The sequence below is a fragment of the Flavobacterium sp. GNP011 genome, from assembly GCF_056428925.1.
In genome coordinates this window covers 112,207-131,773 of the sequence record NZ_JBWJVJ010000004.1, presented here as the reverse complement: position 1 = coordinate 131,773, position 19,567 = coordinate 112,207, and the positions used below count along the sequence as shown (strand labels likewise).

General features: G+C 33.1%; 19 protein-coding genes. All 19 read left to right on the top strand.

From position 1 onward, the window contains the following. The first annotated feature begins 34 nt into the window (after positions 1 to 34). Positions 35 to 886 carry a class I SAM-dependent methyltransferase gene (locus tag AC061E_RS05500; protein ID WP_478285374.1) on the top strand — a complete coding sequence of 284 codons (852 nt, stop codon included), beginning with the start codon at positions 35 to 37 and terminating at the stop codon, positions 884 to 886. Continuing rightward, positions 886 to 1,887, top strand: coding sequence for a glycosyltransferase family 2 protein (locus AC061E_RS05495; RefSeq protein WP_478285373.1), 1,002 nt, complete (start codon positions 886 to 888; stop codon positions 1,885 to 1,887). The genes AC061E_RS05500 and AC061E_RS05495 overlap by 1 nt, the downstream gene beginning before the upstream one ends. A gap of 5 nt (positions 1,888 to 1,892) precedes the next feature. Then, positions 1,893 to 2,747 (top strand): glycosyltransferase, encoded by an 855-nt coding sequence (locus AC061E_RS05490; protein WP_478285372.1) that lies wholly within the window; start codon positions 1,893 to 1,895, stop codon positions 2,745 to 2,747. After that, positions 2,741 to 3,649, top strand: a complete 909-nt coding sequence (locus tag AC061E_RS05485) for a glycosyltransferase (RefSeq protein ID WP_478285371.1) — start codon at positions 2,741 to 2,743, stop codon at positions 3,647 to 3,649. The genes AC061E_RS05490 and AC061E_RS05485 overlap by 7 nt, the downstream gene beginning before the upstream one ends. Further along, positions 3,649 to 4,596, top strand: a complete 948-nt coding sequence (locus AC061E_RS05480) for a glycosyltransferase family 2 protein (RefSeq protein WP_478285370.1) — start codon at positions 3,649 to 3,651, stop codon at positions 4,594 to 4,596. Before AC061E_RS05485 ends, AC061E_RS05480 begins: the two co-directional genes overlap by 1 nt. A 19-nt stretch (positions 4,597 to 4,615) precedes the next feature. Further along, positions 4,616 to 5,458: a glycosyltransferase family 2 protein gene (locus tag AC061E_RS05475; RefSeq protein ID WP_478285369.1), complete on the top strand. Its 843-nt coding sequence runs from the start codon at positions 4,616 to 4,618 to the stop codon at positions 5,456 to 5,458. After that, on the top strand, positions 5,455 to 6,315 hold the full coding sequence (locus AC061E_RS05470; RefSeq protein ID WP_478285368.1) for a glycosyltransferase family 2 protein: 861 nt from the start codon (positions 5,455 to 5,457) through the stop codon (positions 6,313 to 6,315). Before AC061E_RS05475 ends, AC061E_RS05470 begins: the two co-directional genes overlap by 4 nt. Next, positions 6,312 to 7,097, top strand: coding sequence for a glycosyltransferase family 2 protein (locus AC061E_RS05465; protein ID WP_478285367.1), 786 nt, complete (start codon positions 6,312 to 6,314; stop codon positions 7,095 to 7,097). Before AC061E_RS05470 ends, AC061E_RS05465 begins: the two co-directional genes overlap by 4 nt. A 1-nt stretch (position 7,098) precedes the next feature. Beyond that, positions 7,099 to 8,121 carry an acyltransferase family protein gene (locus AC061E_RS05460; RefSeq protein WP_478285366.1) on the top strand — a complete coding sequence of 341 codons (1,023 nt, stop codon included), beginning with the start codon at positions 7,099 to 7,101 and terminating at the stop codon, positions 8,119 to 8,121. A gap of 90 nt (positions 8,122 to 8,211) precedes the next feature. Then, positions 8,212 to 9,027, top strand: a complete 816-nt coding sequence (locus AC061E_RS05455) for a glycosyltransferase family 2 protein (RefSeq protein ID WP_478285365.1) — start codon at positions 8,212 to 8,214, stop codon at positions 9,025 to 9,027. Then, on the top strand, positions 9,027 to 9,950 hold the full coding sequence (locus tag AC061E_RS05450) for a glycosyltransferase (RefSeq protein WP_478285364.1): 924 nt from the start codon (positions 9,027 to 9,029) through the stop codon (positions 9,948 to 9,950). The genes AC061E_RS05455 and AC061E_RS05450 overlap by 1 nt, the downstream gene beginning before the upstream one ends. Before the next feature lie 50 nt (positions 9,951 to 10,000). Next, complete coding sequence (locus tag AC061E_RS05445; RefSeq protein ID WP_478285363.1) at positions 10,001 to 11,146, top strand: glycosyltransferase; 1,146 nt, start codon at positions 10,001 to 10,003, stop codon at positions 11,144 to 11,146. A gap of 12 nt (positions 11,147 to 11,158) precedes the next feature. Next, positions 11,159 to 12,037, top strand: a complete 879-nt coding sequence (locus tag AC061E_RS05440; protein ID WP_478285362.1) for a glycosyltransferase family 2 protein — start codon at positions 11,159 to 11,161, stop codon at positions 12,035 to 12,037. A 1-nt stretch (position 12,038) separates the two neighbouring features. Further along, positions 12,039 to 13,478 (top strand): MBOAT family O-acyltransferase, encoded by a 1,440-nt coding sequence (locus AC061E_RS05435; protein WP_478285361.1) that lies wholly within the window; start codon positions 12,039 to 12,041, stop codon positions 13,476 to 13,478. 136 nt (positions 13,479 to 13,614) lie between these two features. After that, a complete protein-coding gene (locus AC061E_RS05430) occupies positions 13,615 to 14,388 on the top strand; it encodes a hypothetical protein (protein ID WP_478285360.1) in 774 nt (257 codons plus the stop codon). Continuing rightward, positions 14,385 to 15,545: a cytidylyltransferase domain-containing protein gene (locus tag AC061E_RS05425; protein ID WP_478285359.1), complete on the top strand. Its 1,161-nt coding sequence runs from the start codon at positions 14,385 to 14,387 to the stop codon at positions 15,543 to 15,545. Before AC061E_RS05430 ends, AC061E_RS05425 begins: the two co-directional genes overlap by 4 nt. Before the next feature lie 212 nt (positions 15,546 to 15,757). Further along, on the top strand, positions 15,758 to 16,633 hold the full coding sequence (locus AC061E_RS05420; protein ID WP_478285358.1) for an N-acetylneuraminate synthase family protein: 876 nt from the start codon (positions 15,758 to 15,760) through the stop codon (positions 16,631 to 16,633). Between the two features lie 88 nt (positions 16,634 to 16,721). Continuing rightward, positions 16,722 to 18,119, top strand: a complete 1,398-nt coding sequence (locus tag AC061E_RS05415) for a glycosyltransferase family protein (protein WP_478285357.1) — start codon at positions 16,722 to 16,724, stop codon at positions 18,117 to 18,119. A 1-nt stretch (position 18,120) separates the two neighbouring features. After that, entirely contained in the window at positions 18,121 to 19,554 is a 1,434-nt protein-coding gene (locus AC061E_RS05410; RefSeq protein WP_478285356.1) for an MBOAT family O-acyltransferase, read from the top strand. Positions 19,555 to 19,567: the final 13 nt, after the last annotated feature.

The window sequence follows — 19,567 nt, the reverse complement described above, 5'->3', positions numbered from 1 at the left end:
GCGGGATTTTACAATATTATTAAAATTAAAGTGGATGGAAAAAAAATCTACCGGAGAAAGATTAGAGTTTTATGATTTTTCAGATGTTACTGTAGAACATTTGCATAGGTACGCTATAGTAAATGATTTTGTGTCAGGTAAAAAAGTGTTAGATATTGCATCGGGGGAAGGTTATGGTTCTTATCTTTTGGCAGAAAAGGCATTCGAAGTTATAGGTGTTGATATTGATTTTGAAACGATAGAAAATGCTAAACTTAAGTATTCCAAAAACAATTTAAGATTTCTTGTAGGTAGAGCAGATAAGATACCAGTAGATTCAAATTCTATAGATGTTGTTGTTAGTTTTGAAACCATAGAACATCATGATAAGCACAATGAGATGTTATCAGAAATAAAAAGGGTTTTAAAAGATGATGGTGTTTTAATAATGTCTTCACCTGATAAAAAATATTATTCTGATTTGACCGGACAACACAATCCATTTCATGTGAAAGAATTGTATTTTAAAGAGTTCAAAGAATTAGTCAATAAATCGTTCCAATTTACAAAGTATTATTATCAAAATTCATTTAATTTCAATTCATTCATTAGCTCTTTTGAAAGCATTAATAAATTTAAGGTTTTTTATGGGGATGAGCATGGTTTAGAAGATGAATCAATTGAACCACTTTATAATATTGTAATAGCTTCTGAAGTAGATGACTATAGTATTTGTGATTCTTTTTTTAATGGAACTCAAATTACCAAAAGGGCAAATGATCGATTTGAACAAATTATCAAGAGCAATCTAACTTTGGAATGGAAAAAGTCTAACACTTTTAAAATTGGTAACTTTATCATTTTCCCTTTTTATAAAATAAAACAAAAGCTAAAACAGATTTTTTAATGATTTCTAAAACACCTTTAATTTCAGTCATAGTTCCCAATTACAATCACGAGCGTTTTTTGAAAGAACGCTTAGATAGTATACTTAATCAAACCTATACTGTTTTTGAAGTTATTTTATTAGATGATTGCAGTACCGATAATAGTCAGGCTATACTATTAGAATATGCTCAGCATCCTAAAGTGAGTCAATGTATTTTTAATGAAGTTAATTCAGGGAATACTTTTTTTCAATGGAAAAAAGGAATTGAACTCGCCAAGGGAGACTATATTTGGATTGCAGAGTCTGATGATTCTTGTGAATTAAACTTTTTAGAGAAAATTCTTGAACCTTTTCTCAAAGATGCACAAGTAGTATTATCTTATTGTCAGTCTAGTAAGCTTAATGAATTTTCTGAGATTACAGGTAGTTGGATTTCTCATACAAATAATTTGAGTGTTTCTTATTTTTTACAAGATTTTACAGTAGACAGTAATGAGTTTATCGAACAATTTTTAATTTGTAAAAATGTAATACCAAATGCTAGCGCTGTACTTATTAAAAAAGAAGCAATTGATTTGCAACACCATTTTGATCTTGTCCCAGAGTTTCGATATTGTGGAGATTGGATGTTTTATTTCAAGTTAATTGTAAATAAGAAAATTGCTTTTATTAGTGAATCATTAAATAATTTTAGATACCATTCCAATAGCGTTATTGCAAGAGCAGTAGAGTCTGAAAAAAGGATTTCAATTATAGAAATTGATTATAAAATGAGAGCTGTATTGATGCAATATTTATATGAAAGAAAACTGCCGAATATTACTGCAATCAAAGTAAAAAATAGATTTATCAAAAGAAATTATTTAACTTATGAAAAAGCAATACTTTTTATTCAGACGGAAAAAAAATTAAAAGGATATTTTTATATGATAACTGTGTTTGATGTTTATTTAAAGCACAACAGTCTTAAGAAAAGTATTAAACGAAAAATAAATAGAATATTTAAATTCAAATATTGATGAAAATGATTTCTATCATTATTTGTTCCCGTAAAGCTCAAATTTCAACTGTATTATATCAAAATATTTTAGAAACAATAGGTTGTCATTACGAATTGATCGTTATAGACAATTCAGAAAATAAGTATTCTATTTTTGAGGCTTATAATGCAGGGATTAAAAATAGTTCAGGAAATTACTTGTGTTTCATACATGATGACATAAAGTTTCATACTGCAAATTGGGGAGAGATAATTGAATCTATATTTGAATCTGAGAAAAAAATAGGATTAATAGGTGTTGCTGGAACAAAGTTAAAAACCCAAATGCCTTCATCATGGTGGGATACCAATTATAATGTTTTAAAAATAAAGCAGCATTACAAAGATGGTTCAACCGAAATTTTGGACAGGGGATTTGAAAACTCTGATATTGTTGAAGTTGTCGCTATAGATGGTGTTTTTATGGTAATGCGAAGAAAGGATAAATTTATTTTTGATGAAAAATTAAAAGGGTTTCATAATTATGATTTATACCTTTCTTTACAAAATTATAAACAGCAAAAAAAGATTTGTGTTACGAATAGAATTTTTTTAGAACATTTTTCAGAAGGGAATTTAAATACGTTATGGATTGAATCAACTAGTTCGTTCCATAAGAAATATAGAAATGACTTTCCCATTTATCTTAAAGAACAGTTTAGTAAAGAGTATATCAAAAAGCTTGAATACAAAATAGGAGTAAAATTTATAGCAACTCTAATAGAACAGAAAATGTATAAAGATGCAATTTACTGGTGGTACAAAATCTTTAAAATTCATCCATTTTCTAAATACCATTATAAATTTTGGAAAGATATGCTAAAAAAAATATCATGTTAGCCGTTATAATTCCATACTACAAACTTACTTTTTTTGATGAAACCTTGGATTCATTATCGAAACAGACTGATAAGCGTTTTAAAGTATATATTGGTGATGATGCTAGTATTGAAAGACCAAATTGTTTACTAGATAGATACAAAGGAAAATTTGATTTTACCTATCACCGATTTGAAGAAAATTTAGGTTCAATTTCATTAACTAAACAATGGAAGCGTTGTATTGCTATGAGTTATGACGAACCTTGGATAATGGTACTTGGAGACGATGATTATTTGGATCACAATGTTGTTGAATATTTCTATAAAAATCTAAATAATTTTAAAAACAGAACCAATGTAATTCGACTTGCTTCAAAAATTTATAATCAAGATAAAAAGGAGTTTACTGAAATCTATACCCATCCCATTTGGGAAAAAGCATCGGATTCTTATTTTAGAAAGTTTCAGTTTTTGACAATGAGTTCTCTTTCTGAATATATTTTCAGAAGAGAAAGTTATTTAAAATATAAGTTTAATAATTTTCCTTTGGCGTGGTATGCAGACGACATGGCTTGGATTGAATTCTCAGGGAATTCAAAGATCTTTAGTATAAATGATGCGGTTGTTGTATTTCGTTTTTCAAACCTAAATATTTCTGGGATGCAGAATAATCTTGAAGTTAAAGATAGAGCAAAATTTTTATTTTTTGAAAAACTGATTAAAGCTCATGTTTTGAAGTTTACCCATTTTCAAAAGCAAAAGCTGATTTTAGAATTTGGAATTACTGCTATTGCCCAACAGCGATTGAACTTTGAATTATTCTTTTTGATCGTTCAGAAATTAGTTCAAAATGCCTCTTTTTATGCTTTAGCAAAGTTTATTAGAAGAGTGATTATTGCCAAATTTAAAAAAACACAATAATGGGATTCAATTTAAGTGTAATTATCCCTACCTTCAATGTAGCTCGTTTTATTGAAAAAGCGGTACTTTCGGTATTGGATCAACATGAAGTATTTGAAGTAATCGTTGTAGATGATGGAAGCACTGATGCAACCTTATCTTTAGTTTCACAATTACAAAAAATAGATAATAGAGTTAAACTGTTTCAGCACACGAATGGCGTTAACAAAGGGCGCTCTGCCACGCGCAATTTAGGAATACAAAAATCCTCCGGCGCTTACATTGCTTTTTTAGATGCAGATGATTATTATTTACCCAATCGTTTTGCAAATGATTTTATAATATTCGAAACAAATTCTAATTGTGATGGAGTATATAATGCTGTGGGATATCATTTTTATAGAGAAGCAACGGCATTGGAATTAGCAACGGATCAACTTTATACAGTTAGACAAAAAGTAGCTCCAAAAGATTTGTTTAAAAACTTATTGTACGGTAAATACGGTCATTTTCATATTAATGGATTAACTATTAAGAAATGTGTTTTGGAAGTTACAGGTTTATTTAATGAAAGTTTGGTTGTAGCAGAAGACACTGAACTATTTTGGAAAATGGCTATAAAATGCAATTTAATAACAGGAATTATTAATAAAGCGGTAGCTATTCGTGGTGTTCATGATTCAAATATTTTTGATAATACAGGATTGTATAAAATATATAATATAAAAATGCACGAAGCTGTAGCTATTTGGTGTAGTAAAAATCAAGTTAGTAATGTTATTATAGATGATGTCTTGAAATGGATTTGGATGCTTAAATACCAGCAAAAAAATAAATTGTATCAAGATATAACTGGATGGGGAAAATTCTTTTTCTTGCAACCACAATTACTTTTTACAATTTATAGCATTAAATACTTTCCAATAATTAGGTATAGACAAATGCTTTTTCCATTTTTGTTTAAATAATTAAAAGCAATATAAAAAGATGAAACCATCTAGTACTGTTACCGTAATCATACCTTGTTATAATGATGGGGCTTATATCATGGAGGCATTGCAATCTATATGGAATCAAACAGTAGTACCACATAACATCATTATTATTGATGATGGCTCAAATGAATCTACCAAAAAGGTTTTAAAAAAAATACAGCAAGATCGAGTAACCATAATACATCAGGAAAATCAAGGAGTAAGTGTCGCGCGTAACGAGGCTATCCGTTTAGTAGACACGCCATACATTCTGAACTTGGATGCCGATGATTATTATGAACCTACTTTTATTGAAAAAGCCATACAAATTTTAGATACTGATGTCACTATTGGAGTAATTAGTTCTTACTGTAGGACTTTTTCAGAAAAAAAAACAATCTCTATTGTAAGGCCTTTAGGTGGAGGTGTTACTGATTTTTTGTTCATTAACAATGGTAGAGCAAGCGCTATGTTTAGAAAAGAATGCTGGGAAAAGGTGGGTGGATTTGATGAAAACATGAAAGCAGGTTATGAAGATTGGGAGTTTTGGCTTGCTATCACTAAAAATAATTGGCGTATGCATATTATTCCCGAAATATTGTCTCACTACCGAATTAAGAATACTTCGCGGGACCGTACTGCAATTGTACATCATGATTATGAGTTACGCATGTATATTTTTAATAAGCATAAAGAAATATATCAGACTCATTTTGAATTTTATGCAAGTGCTTTGCTGCGTCAAAATTCAATTTTGCGAAATAGTTTGCGGAATGCCAAAGAGTCCAAAGAGTTTCAGCTAGGGAATTTATTGCTGGCTCCACTGCGGTTTTTTAAAAAAATAGTATCCAGATGAGTCTGTTAGTATCCATAATTGTCCCATGCTACCGTCAAGCTCATTTTTTAGGTGAGTCTTTACAATCCGTCTTAGATCAAACTTATATGGATTGGGAGTGTATTATTGTTAATGATGGTAGTCCTGATAATACAGCAATTGTTGCACAAGAATGGTGTGCTAAAGACACCCGGTTTAAGTATGTATATCAAGACAACGCGGGTTTGTCTGGTGCTCGTAATACTGGAATAAAACATAGCAAGGGAAAATTTATCTTACCTCTTGATTCAGATGACGTATTGCATCCAGATTATTTAAATAAAACAGTTCCCGTTTTGAGGGATCACCCAGCATTAGGAATAGTAAGTTGCTATAGTACTTTTTTCTCGGGTACTACAAATAACATTGTTAATCAATTAAAACCTATTGGAGATAATGTAACTTCGTTACTGTTTGTGAATCAATTAGTAGCCACTTCTTTGTTCAGAAAAATGTGCTGGGAACAAGCAGGCGGATATGATGAAACAATGAAAAAAGGATTTGAAGATTGGGACTTTTGGCTAAGTTGTACCAAACAAGGATGGACGTACAAAATAATTCCTGAGTTTTTATTTTATTACCGAAAGGCTAAGAAGTCAATGCTGACTAATACAATCCAACATCATGCAGAAGAGGTTAAACAATTTTTATTTATCAAGCATAAAGAGTTGTACATCCGTAATTTTGAGAATTGTATGGAAGTGCTATTCTTTGAATTAAAAGTTCAACGTACAGGTCATGATACCTATAAAAACAGTCTAGAATATAAAATTGGAAAATTAATTTTACAACCCTACCACTGGTTAACAAAATTGATCTTAAAATCAAAAAAGATATGAACATATCAGTAGTCATTAGAAATAAAAATCAAGCTCCTGCTTTATCTTTTTTGTTAAAAAACTTAACAAATCGTTATGCCACGGATGTTAATGAGATTATTGTTGTAGATAACCTCTCGACTGATGATAGTGAAAAAGTGGCGGCGCATTTTGGAGCTCGATTTGTAACAATTACCAATTTTAGTTTTGGCGGTAGCGCCAATATATGTGCTTATGAAGCTAAAAATGATATTGTTGTTATTTTTAGTGCACATTCCTATCCCGTAAGTCCTGATTTTTTTAAGGTTATTCAAAATCAATTTGACCAAAATCCTAATTTAGCAGGAGTAAGATGTTTGCATCAACCCAATGATTATAGAAATTATATCAACGCCATCTCTGCCTCGGTTGACCCAAATAAGTCAGGATTAATTTTTGCAGGATCAGCTTTTAGCAAAGCGGTTTGGATACAACATCCTTTTAGAGAAGATGTAGCTACTTTTGAGGATAAAGAATGGACAAAACGGGTTTTGAAAGCAGGCTATGACATTGAGTTTGCTCCTGTTGTTTTTGCCTACGAAATCAAACGAACACCCAAACAGTTATTTTTTAGATTCCGAAATGATGTGGTTGGTAATTATCAATTGTGGGGAGAGGATGTTACATTTAAATCGATTTTTAAAAGTTTTTTAGGGAGTCTGTGGTCTAGTGTCAGATCTTTTTTTCTAAATATAAAGTACACTTTTTTGAAGTTGTTTTTTTTATTGTGGTTCTGGAGTAATAAACCTAAAAAAATGGAGTGAATTGAAAGCAAACGTAAACAATTTTGATTTTCTACGATTTCTATTTGCCTTATTTGTAGTCATAACGCACTCCTATGCTTTAACAGGAACGCCAGAATCAGCAGAATGGATGTGGCAAATTACGGGTGGACAACTGTCTTTTTCTCAAATTGGTTTAAGTGGTTTTTTTGTCATAAGTGGGTATTTTATTTTTATGAGTTTGCAGCGGGCGAGTAGTTTAAAAACGTATTTTAAGAACAGAATTCTACGTATTTTTCCCGGTTTGCTCGGCGTATTATGTATTACACTGCTCTTGATTCCGTTCCTTCATTTTAAAGGCTTTACGATATTTACACAATGGGATTATTACACCTATGTCCCTAGAAACATGACGTTGTACGGTTTTCAATCTACAGTAAAAGGTGTTTTTGATACTAATTCTTACCACGCTATCAATGGGTCACTTTGGACCATACAATATGAGTTTAGTTTGTATGTATTGATTGCACTATTATTTTATTTTCGAGCGCATCAAAAATTAATTTCAGTGTTACTTGCGGTTGTAATGGTGCTACTGTATGTTGTTTATACTTTTTTTATAGAACGGGTGGCAGGGATGCAATTGTTATACCTACAAGGATATCATTTTTTAAATTTAGGAACTTTTTTTGTCATGGGGAGTTTGCTGGCCTCTATTCAATTTGAAAAAAAGGTTTCTGTTTCAATACTGTTTATTAGTGTTGTAATATTATTTTTAGCCATTTACTTTGAGGTTTATAGCACTGTTAAACACATCGTCTTTCCGGTTGTAGTTTTATCGTTGGGATTTATTCCCTTCCGTTTTTTTAGTACATTTGGGAAATATGGAGACTTATCGTATGGTATATATATTTACAGCTTTCCTGTGCAGCAGGTCTTGGTTGATCTCTTTAAACCCACAGTATATTATTTGATGGTTTGCTCGCTTTCAATTTCAATTGTTTTGGGATTTCTTTCTTGGCATTATGTTGAGAAAAAGTCATTGCTGTTAAAAGGAAAACTTTAAATTCATCATGAATGAATTAAAATTAAGCTTTAAGTGATTAAATTTGCTACAATAGATTTTGTTTTAATCAAAAAAAATTAGTTTAATTACATGAAACCAATATTAAGTATAATTATTCCTTGTTACAATGCAGCAGTTACTTTAGAGGAAACGCTACAATCTATTTTTGTTCAGGATTTTCAAAAATGGGAAGCAATAATTGTGAATGATGGATCCATAGATAATACAGAAGATATTGCTTTGCAATGGGTTAAGAACGACAGTAGATTTCATTATTTTTCCAAACCCAACGAGGGTTTGGGTAAAACTAGAAATTATGGAATTACAAGAGCGCAAGGTAAATACATATTGCCTTTAGACGCAGACAATCTAGTGATGCCAGATTTTGCAAAAAATGCAGTTGCAATTCTAGATGCACAAAACGTTATTGATGTGGTTCACGGAAATGCATTATTTATTGGCGAAAAAACGGGTATCTGGAACATTGGTGCCTATAATATTGAGAAAATACTTTTGGATAATTACATTGACGCTTGCGCGATATTTAGAAAATCAACATGGGAGCAAGTAGGCGGTTATGAAGAGAACTTACCTTATGATGGACTCGAAGATTGGGATTTATGGTTGGCTTTTGGAACTATTCAGGCACAGTTCTATTTTATGGATTCGATTACATTTCAATACCGTGTTTCAAAAAATTCAATGATTAAAAAGTTTACGGCTGAAATGAAATTGGCTTCTAGATCCTATATCGCCAAGAAATACAGTGATTTGTATCAGTTTCAGTATTGTAAATTTGTAAGAGAGCATGATAATTTAGCAAGCAAATTAACTAATAAAAGGTTTGTGTTAAATGCCTTTTGCAAAACATTTTTTGGTTTTTCTATTCTAAAATCAACCAAGTAATGAAAGGTCACACCGTTAGTATTTTTATGCTCACATACAATCAAGAAGCTTTTATAGGCCAGACTATTGAAAGTATATTGATGCAAAAAACAAGTTTTACATACCAGTTGGTTATTGGAGAGGATTGCAGCACTGATAGTACTCATGAAATTTGTGAGCACTATGCAAAAAAATTTCCTAACACTATTAAACTTTTACCAAATCTAGGTTACAATCAAGGATTAATTGCTAATTATATGCGAACTGTTGCAGCCTGCGATGGAACATATATTGCCATTTGTGATGGTGATGATTATTGGACTGATGCTTTCAAATTACAAAAACAAGTTGATTTTCTTGAAGCAAATCTAGATTTTTCGATTGTTGCTACTAATTATGAGTTGCTGCATCCTAATGGAGATGTAGAGCAAGTTAAAAAACTGCGTCAAAAACTGGAGTTTACATTTGAGGATCTAGTGTATGATAATTTAATTACTTCGGCTACAGTGCTCTTTCGGAATCATTTACAATTTGATCCATTACCTCAGTGGATCTTGCAATTTCCATACGGTGATTGGCCTACTTATTTATGGATTTTAAGAAACGGTAGTAAACTTTATTTTCTACAAGATTTCACTGCCATGTACAGGCTTGGTATTGGCGTTTCGTCACCCATAATTGCTAAAAGTAGTTCACTTCTTGAGGTCAACATAGGAATTTTAGAATGTATAGCACAGGATTACTCTTTTGCATCACATCAAAAAACGATAGCAAGCAGTTTGAGTCGACTAAAAGTGAATCGCATGACGAGTTACAACATGGAGGGTAAATTTAGAAAAGGATTGTTCTACTTCCTGAAAAATATTTTGCAGTTAAAATCGAATTGGCACGTGGTAAAAATGTATTTTTATTCCTTAAACAAACGTTGGAGTAAACAATACTAAGATGCTCCAATTTTTATTTGTTTCATAAATAACGGATCTAAATTTACCTCATGAAAATACTCATGGTAGCCATTCCCAATCATCATTTTTTTCAATGGGTAAACCAATTGAAAGATAGTGGGCATGAAGTATTTTGGTTTGATAGTACTGATGGCGGAGGTGTAGTTGAGAAAATTCAATGGGTGCACCAAATTAAAGGTTGGAAGTTGAGGTGGAATTTTCCGTTTAGACACTTCATCAAGTTTCGATTCCCGAAAGGGTATAGCCAAATTCAAAAAATTAACGAACGCAAGCTTGCTGAAGTTTTTGAAAAGCAGTTGCAGCAAATCAAACCTGATGTGGTGCAATGTTTTGAAATGCAAGTTGCCGGAATGCCCATTCTTGAAGTAATGGAAAACCATTCGCATATTCCATTGATCTATAGTTCTTGGGGGAGTGATTTGTTTTATCATAAAGAAATGGGTCTTTCATCCCAAAGCGTGCATCACTTTTTAAAACGTGTGAATTATATAATCACGGATTGCCATAGAGATTACACGCTTGCACTACAAAATCAGTTTCGAAATATTTTTCTAGGCGTGTATCCTGGAAATGGTGGAATTGCATATCCTAAAAAAGATATACTTCCTTGGCACAAAAGAAACTGCATTATTATAAAAGGATATGATGATGAGGTAGGAAAGGCACTAGAAATAGGGGAAGCACTAGAACTAGTTGATCCAGTGTTACTTTCGGATAAAAAAATTATTGTTTTTAGTGCTGACGCTGTGGTGGAGGCGTTTTTTAAAAATTCAAAAAAACTCCAAAACTACGATGTTGAAATACAACCCAGGAATCAATTTGTCCCAAATGAAATTCTGTTGAAACAAATGGGGCAAAGCATATTGTACCTTGGTAACAGCTTGTCAGATGGCATGCCCAATAGTTTACTTGAGGCTATGGGTATGGGCGCTTTTCCTATTCAGTCTAATCCTGGCGGAGCAACATCTGAAATTATAGAACATCAAAAAAATGGGCTTTTGATTGCAAATCCGTTGGATGTTGCTGAGATTGCGGGTCATATAACAACAGCTTTGCAGCACACTACCCTAAGGGAAAAAGCACAGGAATACAATGTTGCCTTTTGTTCTAAAAACTATGATAGAGTGGTATTGCAATCACAAATAGTACATTTGTACAACTCAATTACGATTTAGCTTTACAACATTATGGATATCTCATTTTTAATTGTTACCAAAAACCGACCTGATGAATTGCGATATACGCTTTCACGGTTGCAAAATCTTGTGACAATTGATAAGCATGAAGTTTTAGTTTTTATTGATGGGTGTGTGGCTACTCAGGTATTGGTTACAGAATTTGATTGGGTCAAATGGACCGTTTCAGATCAAAGTATAAGTGCTTCTCCGGCAAGAGCTATTTTGTATCAAAAAGCGGTGGGTACCATATTCATTGGTCTTGATGATGATGCGCATCCTATTAGTGCTGATTTTATTTCAAAGGTACAACAGCATTTTCAGACTAATCCTCAGCTGGGAATCTTGGCTCTTCAGGAAGTTAAAGGAATTTATCCAACAGATGATTTAGCTTTGCTTCAAGCAAAAAATAAAACGTCTTTTTATACTAAAGATTTTGTAGGTTGTGGTTTTGCTATAGCCAAAAAAGTATACGCCATTACCAATGGGTTCCCTACGTGGGTTGATATTTATGGGGAGGAACCATGCGTGGCCTATGAGGTTTTGGATGCTGGTTATACTATATTTTTTGCACACGACATTATGGTAAATCATAGGATTGACATCGAAAAAAGAAAATTGCAAGGCAAGAATTACTTCCGATTTGAGCGACAGTTCCGCAATAGTTTTAAACTCTATCTAGTCTATTATCCTAATCCTTTGCCTGTAATAGCACGTTTGCTTTTTCATAATTTCAAGCGTTATGCTTGTACTGATTTTATTTTTTTTAAATTGTACTGGCGTGCTGTAGGACACATGATATTAACTATTTTTAATACCTTAAAATACAGATCTCCTATTAAAAATAGGACGCTTAAAGCAATTCAACAATTAAAAAACTTGCCTTACTAATATGCTTTTTAACACCCTTATGTACGCCTTATTTGTACCCATAGTTTTTGTGGTATATTGGTATGTTTTGGGAAAATCAAGTAAGGCTCAAAATGTTTTTTTGCTGTTGTGCAGTTACTATTTTTATTCCTGTTGGGATGTTCGGTTTCTTGGATTATTGTTGTTTTCAACTGCTTTAGATTTTGTATCGGCGTTACAAATGCAAAATTCAAAATCAGAACAAGTCCGAAAGATATGGTTCTGGACAAGCATCGGAATTAACATTTCTTTTCTCGGAATTTTTAAATATTATAACTTTTTTGCAGTTTCTATGCAGTCAGCATTGCAGGTGTTGGGTTGGGATATTGATTTGTACGTGTTGGAAATTATTTTACCAGTAGGAATTTCATTTTACACTTTTCACGGACTGTCTTACGTGATTGATGTCTATAAAAAACGACTGGTTCCAGAGCAAGACCCCATAGCATATGCCTTATTTGTATCTTATTTTCCCCTTTTGGTTGCTGGGCCTATTGAGCGAGCCACCCATTTATTACCCCAACTCAAAAAAAATAGAACATTTTCATACCAGCAAGCAGTAAATGGATTGTTCCAAATAGTGTGGGGATTGTTTAAAAAAATTGTGATTGCTGATCAATGTGCGCTTTACGCCAATGCAATTTTTAATAATGCACCACAAGAATCCGGAAGTACTTTATTTATGGGAGCTTTATTTTTTGCGTTCCAAATTTATGGCGACTTTAGTGGTTACTCAGATATTGCTTTGGGAACATCAAAACTTTTTGGAATAGAGTTGCTTCAAAATTTTTCATTTCCCTATTTTTCCAGGGATATTGCTGAGTTTTGGCGACGTTGGCACATTTCATTATCCTCTTGGTTCAAAGATTATGTGTACATCCCACTGGGAGGTAGTTCAGGCTCTCGTTTTTTAAAAATCCGAAATGTTTGTATCATTTTTTTATTAAGCGGTTTTTGGCATGGAGCCAATTGGACGTTTATTGTTTGGGGACTTTTACATGCTTTGTATTTTGTACCCTTGTTGCTGGCGCAAAAAAATCGAAAACACATTGAGATAGTAGCTTTTTCAAATTTATGGCCTAGTGGTAAGGAGGTTTTTCAAATGGGAAGTACTTTTTTAATGACAACCCTAGCGTGGATTTTTTTTAGGGCCAATTCTTTGTCTGCTGCTCTTGATTATATATCGGGTATTTTTTCAATTTCTTTATTTACAATACCCAGTGTACGACCAACCAATGTTTTGGTCCTGATTTTATTTTGTATTACTGTAGAATGGTTTGGTCGTAGGAATGCATTTGCATTAGAAAACTTTAATTTACAAGGGAACAGACTAATTAGATGGTTTTTTATAAGTTTTATTTTAATTCTCATTTTCGTGTTTAGTAGTCCTGTAGAACAACAATTCATCTATTTTCAATTTTAATATGCGGCGTTTTATCCTCCATAGTGTCCTTTTTTTAGCTACTTTTTTTGTGGTGGATAAGATGTTTTATTTTTTCTTACATCATGCGCCCACACTGGAGTACGACACGCGTTTAGAACAAGTATTAAAAGGAAAGATGAACAAAGAGATATTGATTTTAGGGTCTTCAAGAGGCGCAAATAATATTTTGGCAGGACAAATAGAAAACAAAACAAGGCACAGTACATACAATCTTTCCTATCCTGGATCAGATGTTAAGTTTCATTATTTTGTTTTAAAATCTGTGTTGGCATATAATGAAAAACCAAAAATGGTAGTCTTAACCATTGATAATCCGCATGAATTTGTAAATGAAAAAACACTTAATTTTCGTTTTGATCGTTTGTATCCATTAGCTAAATACAATTATATTACACAAGAGTTAATCCGGCAAAAAGAAAAAAATGTGCTTTCGTGGGTTTTTTGTTTGGCGCGTCTCAATCGATCCAATTTTTCAGTTTCAAAAGTAGCTATTCCGCTTGACGGAAAAATTGATGCTTGGGGTTCCATGCCCTTTTATAATAGAAAAGCTTCTTTTATTGGTAAAAAAAATTCGGTTCAATTGTACAATAGAGCTTTAGAAAATACAGAAAAAATAACCGCTTTTAAGGCGTTACAACAATTGTGTTTGAAAAATAAAATACAATTAGTTTATGTTTTTCCTCCCAGTTATGGGGCATTCGACAAACAATTTTACAAGCGGTTTTTGAAAATGGTGCCTGCACAGGATGTTATGGTTTACGATACCTTGAATACGATTTATCAAAACGAAGCTAGTTTTCATGACGAATCCCATTTGCAGCAAAAAGCCGCCCAAGTTTTTACAAATGAAATAAGTACCTTTATACAAAATAAAAACTACCTGAAATGAAAAAAATAGGTTTGATTCCGCTACGCAAAAACTCTAAAGGAATACCAGGAAAAAATAAGAAAAAAATGTTGGGGAGACCCTTGTTTTCTTGGGTTTTGAGTGAAGCTATTTTTTCAAATTTAGATGAAATATATGTGTTTACAGATGATACAGAAATCATTCACTATATAGAAAAAGAATACCATTGGAGTTCAAAAGTAAAAGTACTCTTGCGAAGTGATGAGAATGCAACGGACACTGCCTCAACCGAAAGTGTTATGAATGAGTTTACTCAGCTTATAGCTCATGATTATGATGTTTTGTGCTTGCTTCAGGCAACGTCACCTTTAACCCAACGAGCGGCAATTAATACCGTTTTAACCAAAGTAGAGCAGGAAGCTTATGATGCAGCACTTACAGTCGTTAAAACACATCGTTTTATTTGGGATGCAGCAGGTAAACCACAAAATTATGACATCTACAACAGACCTAGACGCCAAGATTTTGAAGGACTTTTGGTTGAAAACGGTGCTATATATGCCACTACCAAAGCTGCTTTTGTACGTTCAAAAAACAGAATAAGTGGCAACATAGGACTTGTAGAGATGGATGAAGAATCTTACACAGAAATTGATTCAACTTCAGATTGGGAAATTGTAACACACTTGCTGGCACAACGTTTACAAAAAAGTAAAAAGCATGATAAAATATCCTATTTGGTTCTGGACGTTGATGGTGTTTTTACCAATGGTGGTGTGTATTATGGAGCTGATGGGGAATTGATGAAGTATTTTGACATGCGTGATGGTATGGGACTTGAAATAATCAGACAAAATCAAGTAGAAGTTGTAATTATGACCTCTGAAAACTCCGAATTGGTAAAAACCCGCATGAAAAAATTGCAGATAGAACATTGTTTTATGGGAGTCAAAGACAAATATTCATTTCTAGAGCAATTTTTAAAAAATGAGGGAGCTTCTTACTCACAGTTAGCGTATGTAGGGGATGATGTGAATGATTTGGCCAACATTTGTAGTGTCGGTTGGTCTTTTTGTCCAGCTAATGGAACCGAAATTGTGAAACAGCATGCGGATTATGTTTTGACCCAAGCATCTGCTCAAGGCGCCATTAGGGAAGTGTGTGAGCGCATTATGAAATACAACCTGCGCTACTCTTAAAAATAAGCATCTACTCAAACTGCATTATGCTACAATACGAAAAGAAATACAAATAATGAGATGGCATTTGTAAATCCAGATGTTTTTGTAAGGTTCGATGTATGTTGCGAAAGCAATAGAGTTGAGATGTTGTTTTTAGCCAAATATTAATACGGCAAAGTAATCGTTTTTAGGAAAAAAATAATTTTCTTTGCTTACTAAAATTAAAAAAAATGAAGGCATATAAAGCACCTTATGTAATAGCTGAAATAGGATGTAACCATAAAGGAGATATGGTTATTGCTAAGGAATTGATTCATATTGCAAAGATTTTTTGTAACGTAGATGCCGTAAAATTTCAAAAACGAAACAACAAAGAATTACTTACTATAGAGCAGTACAATTCGCCTCATCCCAATAGAGACAATTCGTATGGCGATACATATGGAGCGCACCGAGAGTATCTAGAATTCACAGTGGAACAACATGCTGAGTTAAAAGAATATTGTGAATCAGTAGGATTAGTATATTCTACATCAGTTTGGGATGTAACATCGGCTCAAGAAATAGCCTCTTTAAAACCTGAATTCATAAAAATTCCATCGGCATGTAATAATAATTATGCCATGCTCGAATGGTTATGCGACCATTACAAAGGTGAAATTCATATTTCGACTGGAATGACAACGCAAGATGAAACGAAAGAGATTGTTGACTTTTTCGTGAAAAAAGAACGCAATCAAGATTTAGTTTTATACAATTGTACTTCAGGATACCCGGTTCCATTTGACAGTGTTTGTTTGTTAGAAATTAATGCTTTGCAAAGTAAATATGGTGAAGTTGTAAAACAAATTGGTTTTTCAGGTCATCATTTAGGCATTGCTGTGGATGTAGCTGCCTATACCTTGGGAGCCTCTATTATTGAACGCCATTATACCCTGGATAGAACTTGGAAAGGCACTGATCATGCCGCTTCTCTTGAGCCAATGGGTATGCGCAAGTTGACACGAGATTTAAAAGCAGTTTACCAAGCGTTGTCAACGAAGGCAACGGATATTTTGCCAATTGAACAAGTGCAAAGAGATAAATTAAAAAATAAAAAAGGATAAACAGTTTTGTTTTTAAATCGTGTTTTAGGTATGCATGCGTTTACGAAAGCACATTTTAAAGTTTGAATTTTTGAAGTAAATGGGTAACATGAATAAAAAAGTTTTTGTTTTTTTTCCAGATGGAGTAGGGTTGCGCAATTTTGCATTTACTCAGTTTAAGGAATTGGGAGAGGAACGTGGGAATACCATTGTATACTGGAATAACACGGTATTTTCACTTGAAAATGAATTGGGTTATGAGGAATTACCACTCAAAAATCATAAAATACATCCCTTAACTCCTTTGTACACTCGAGCTAGAAAGCATGTTGAACTCGATGTTTCACAAAAAAAATTCAAGGATCCCGTTTACGCAACTTATAAATTTCCCTTTAGTTACAAAGGAATCAAAAATATTTTAAAGAGTGTCTTTATCCAAATACTCATTGGCTTGAACTCCTCTGAGGCAGGTATAATTCGCATTCGAAAAGGAATCAATAGTTTAGAACGTTCTACAAAAAAATACCAGTATTGCAAAGCCCAGCTGCAAGCCCATAAACCAGATCTTGTTTTTTGTACCACACAGCGTGCCACACAATCTATAAGCGCATTGCTTGCTGCCCAAGATTTAGGAATTCCTACAGTAGGTTTTGTATATTCTTGGGACAATGTTCCAAAGGCGATGCAGCTCATAGAAACAGATTTCTATTGTGTATGGAGTGATTTGATGAAAAAAGAAGTATTGACTTATTATCCGTTTATCAAAGAAAATCAAGTTTTTGTAACTGGTTCTCCACAGTTTGAACCTCATTTTGATACGCGTTTGGCACAAAGCAGAATGGATTTTTGTAGCCAACATAATTTGGATTATCATAAAAAGTACATTTGTTTTTCGGGCGATGATGAAACTACCTCACCACTGGATCAGTTTTATTTAGAGGATTTGGCGCAAGCCGTACGAAGTTTAAATGCTAAAGGTCATGATCTAGGAATAATTTACAGGAAATGCCCCGTAGATACTACCACGAGATATGAAAAAATAATACAGCAATACCAAGATGTTATTGCTGTGATAGATCCTTTGTGGACCTCCAAAGGAACACAATGGAATGAAATTTTACCCACAAAAGCTGATTTAGGTTTGTTGTATAATGTGTGTGAACATTCAGAATTTGTAGCAAATGTGTGTTCCTCAACTGTTTTTGATTTTGTTTTGCACAACAAATCCTGTTTGTATTTTAATTACGAGCAACCTCAATTAACAAAAGGCATTCGGGATATAGGTCAAAACTATAACTATGTTCATTTTAGGAGTATGCCCAGCCCAGATGCTGCCGTTTTTTGTACCCATAAAAGGGATTTAGAATTCTTGGTTGAGCAAATTTTAGAACAAAAAGTATCCAATGTTTCAGTAGGAAAAAAGTGGTTTGATATTGTTGCGTCAAATCATCCATCAGTTGCGTCTAAAACTATTTGGGATACTATAGAAACTATTTTAAAAAACTAATATGTTTTTCAATTCACTTGCCTTTGCGGTATTTTTGCCCATTGTTTTTATCTTGTATTGGTTTGTTTGTAATAAAAACAAGTCCTATCAAAATGCACTTCTTATTATTGCGAGTTATTATTTTTATTCGTGTTGGGACTGGCGTTTTTTGTTTTTACTAATTTTCTCGACGTTTTTAGATTATTATACGGGGATTCAAATAGAAAAAAGCAGTAGTAAAACGGCGCGCAAATTTTGGTTTTGGCTCAGTATAGCCATCAATTTAGGATTTTTAGGGATATTTAAATATTACAATTTCTTTGCTGATTCGTTTTCTCAATTGGTTAATGGTTTTGGTTTTAAAACCAGTCCATTGTTACTCCATGTGGTCTTGCCAGTAGGAATATCTTTTTACACCTTTCACGGCTTATCTTACGTGATTGATATTTATTACAAGCGCATCAAAGCTGAATATAATTTTGTAGATTATTCCTTATTTGTGAGTTACTTCCCTTTACTTGTGGCTGGTCCTATTGAGAGAGCGACCCATTTATTACCACAAGTAAAAGTAAAGCGCAGTTTTGATTATCAAAAAGCTAAAGAAGGTGTGTTTCAGTTCGTGTGGGGATTAGTCAAGAAAGTGGTCATTGCTGATACTTGTGCAACTTATGCGAATGCTATTTTTGATAATTACCCGTCTATGAATGCCTTATCGCTCGTGTTGGGTGCTGTGTATTTTGCGTTCCAAATATACGGTGACTTTTCGGGATACTCTGATATGGCACTTGGAATGTCAAAATTGTTTGGGATTGATTTGTTACGGAATTTTAATTACCCCTATTTTTCAAGAGATATAGCTGAGTTTTGGAGGCGTTGGCACATTTCGCTTTCTTCTTGGTTCAAAGATTATTTGTATATTCCGCTAGGAGGTAGCTCAGGGGGAATGGCTAAGAAAATTAGAAATACTTTTATAATTTTCTTGGTTAGTGGTTTTTGGCATGGAGCCAATTGGACTTTTGTTGCTTGGGGTTTTATCAATGCCTTGTACTTTTTGCCATTATTGATTTTAAATCGTAACCGTTCGAATATGGAAACGGTTGGTTTAAATTGGAATTTTAGCGGTATTAAAGTATTCTTTAGCATGCTGACTACTTTTGCTTTAACCTGTTTGGCTTGGATATTTTTTAGGTCTAAATCTATCGAGGCTGCCTATGAGTACATCGTACGAATGTTTTCGAATCGTATTTTTGAAATACAATATTTAGAGAATCAAAGGTACAACTATGAAATTGTAGTTCTGATATTAGCTTTTGTTCTTGTAGAATGGAAAAACCGTCAGCAAGTAGAACCTATTTCTGGAAAATACAGTTACTTAAGGCTGAGTCTTTGTTTCGTTGCTATTGTAACATTAGGCACTTACGCTGATTATAAAGAATTTATTTATTTTCAGTTTTAAAAATAAATAAGAT